Source organism: Mesorhizobium sp. M2A.F.Ca.ET.037.01.1.1, from assembly GCF_003998075.1.
In the GTDB taxonomy this organism is placed as follows: Bacteria; Pseudomonadota; Alphaproteobacteria; order Rhizobiales; family Rhizobiaceae; genus Mesorhizobium.
In genome coordinates, this window is record NZ_RZSA01001069.1 from 1 (window position 1) to 2091 (window position 2091).

Sequence of the window (2091 nt, forward strand, 5' to 3'; positions counted from 1 at the left end):
GAGGCGGACGCCGCCACGGGCAACGAGCACACCAGGGCGGTGGAGAAGATGGCGGCAGCCCAGGGTGCCGGCACGGTGGTGATCTCGGCGGCGATCGAGGCGGAGGTCGCCCAGCTTTCCGACGAGGAGGAAATGGAGTTCCTAGCCTCGATCGGCCTCGACGAGCCCGGCCTCAACAAGGTGATCCGCGCCGGCTACGAACTCTTGCATCTGATCACCTACTTCACCGTCGGACCGAAGGAGACGCGCGCCTGGACGATCCACAAGGGCGATAAGGCGCCGCAGGCGGCCGGCGTCATCCATACCGACTTCGAGCGCGGCTTCATCCGCGCCCAGACCATCTCCTACAACGACTTCGTCACGCTGGGCGGTGAAGTGGCCGCCAAGGAAGCCGGCAAGGCGCGCGACGAAGGCAAGGAGTATGTCGTCCAGGACGGCGACATCATGCTGTTCAAGTTCAACACCTGATCCTTCAGGAGACCCGGCGATGATAAAGGCCTTCGTCGTGGACAATGACCGCCTGCGTCTCACCGAGGATCTCGCGGCGGATGGCGACAGGGTCGTCTGGGCTGACCTCTTCAACCCGACCAAGGAGGAAGAGGCGCGCATCGAGAGCTGGCTGGGCATAGCCATCCCGACCCGTGAGGAGATGGAGGAGATCGAGATATCGAGCCGCCTCTATGTCGAGGACGGCGGCTACTTCATGACCGCCGTGCTGCCGGCACAGACCGAGGCCGACGATCCTTTGATGTCGCCGGTGACCTTCGCGCTTGCCGGCAATCGGCTGATCACCATCCGCTACCACGAACCCAAGGCCTTCAAGACCTTCCCGCTGCGCGCCGAAAAGGTGGCGACCGGCTGCACCAGCGGCGACACCATCCTGATCGGCCTTCTCGAGGCGATCGTCGATCGCCTGGCCGACATCCTCGAGCGCGCCGGCCGGGAGGTCGAGGCGATTTCGCGCGACATTTTCCAGGCGCGCTCGACCAAGGCTTCGAAGCGCAACCGCGATTTCCAGGAGCTCCTGAAAGGCATCGGCCGCAAGGAGGACCTCGCCTCCTCGGTCCGCGACAGCCTGATCTCGCTGCAGCGCCTCGCCGGCTTTCTTGCCCATGTCGCGGGCCAGACCAAGATGAGCAAGGATGTGCGCGCCCGTATCAAGACGCTGTCGCGCGACGTGCTGTCGCTCGCCGACCATGCCACCTTCCTGTCGCAGAAGATCTCCTTCCTGCTCGACGCCACGCTCGGCATGATCTCGATCGAGCAGAACGCCATCATCAAGATCTTCTCGGTCGCCGCGGTCATCTTCCTGCCGCCGACGCTGGTCGCCTCGATCTACGGCATGAATTTCGACATCATCCCCGAGCTCAAATGGGAGTTCGGCTATCCCTTCGCCATCGGCCTGATGGTGGTCTCGGCCATCCTGCCCTTCTGGTATTTCCGCCGCCGCGGCTGGCTCTGACAGTGTCGGCCAGCGACGGCTGGCTTACCAGAAATCACTTGACCAAATTGCCTTGGACCTTCATCCGGGAATGCCGATTTGGGGATCACGCATTCGTCAACCGGATTGCCAGCATGACCGGAAAGACCTGGGCCTATGAGGATTTCGTCGAGGGCTCCTCGCTCGACCTCGGCAGCAAGACTGTAAGCGCTGCCGAGATCATCGAATTCGCCTCGGAATTCGATGCCCAGCCGATGCATCTCGCCGAGGAAGCCGGCAAGGCGAGCATCCTCGGCGGCCTTTCGGCTTCGGGCTGGCACACCTGCGCGATGTTCATGCGCATGCTGTGCGACGCCTTCCTGCTCGATTCGACCTCTCAAGGGTCGCCCGGCATCGAGCATGTGAAATGGAAGAAGCCGGTTCTGGCCGGCGATACCTTGCGCGGCACGGTCACGATCCTGTCCAAGCGCCAGTCCAAATCGCGGCCTCAGCTCGGCTTGATCACCATGCGCAGCGAACTGGTCAACCAGCGCGGCGAGAGTGTCTTCGAGCTGGAGAACACCGGCATGTTCCTCGCGCGTGATGCCGCACGAGGCCTATCATGACTTTGGACGAATACTTCCTGATCGGCCAGACCGTCACGCTCGGCT

The 2091-nt window shown here is 63.0% G+C and carries 3 protein-coding genes; all 3 read left to right on the forward strand.

Annotation, left to right across the window (positions count from 1 at the left end):
- A partial coding sequence (locus tag EOA27_RS33445) for a DUF933 domain-containing protein (protein WP_127258410.1) occupies window positions 1-468 on the forward strand: 468 nt, incomplete at its 5' end.
- Window positions 469-487: 19 nt separating this feature from the next.
- Window positions 488-1462 (forward strand): magnesium/cobalt transporter CorA, encoded by a 975-nt coding sequence (gene corA / locus EOA27_RS33450; RefSeq protein ID WP_126081653.1) that lies wholly within the window; start codon window positions 488-490, stop codon window positions 1460-1462.
- Window positions 1463-1575: 113 nt separating this feature from the next.
- On the forward strand, window positions 1576-2046 hold the full coding sequence (locus EOA27_RS33455) for a MaoC family dehydratase (RefSeq protein ID WP_126081652.1): 471 nt from the start codon (window positions 1576-1578) through the stop codon (window positions 2044-2046).
- The last annotated feature ends 45 nt before the right edge of the window (window positions 2047-2091 follow it).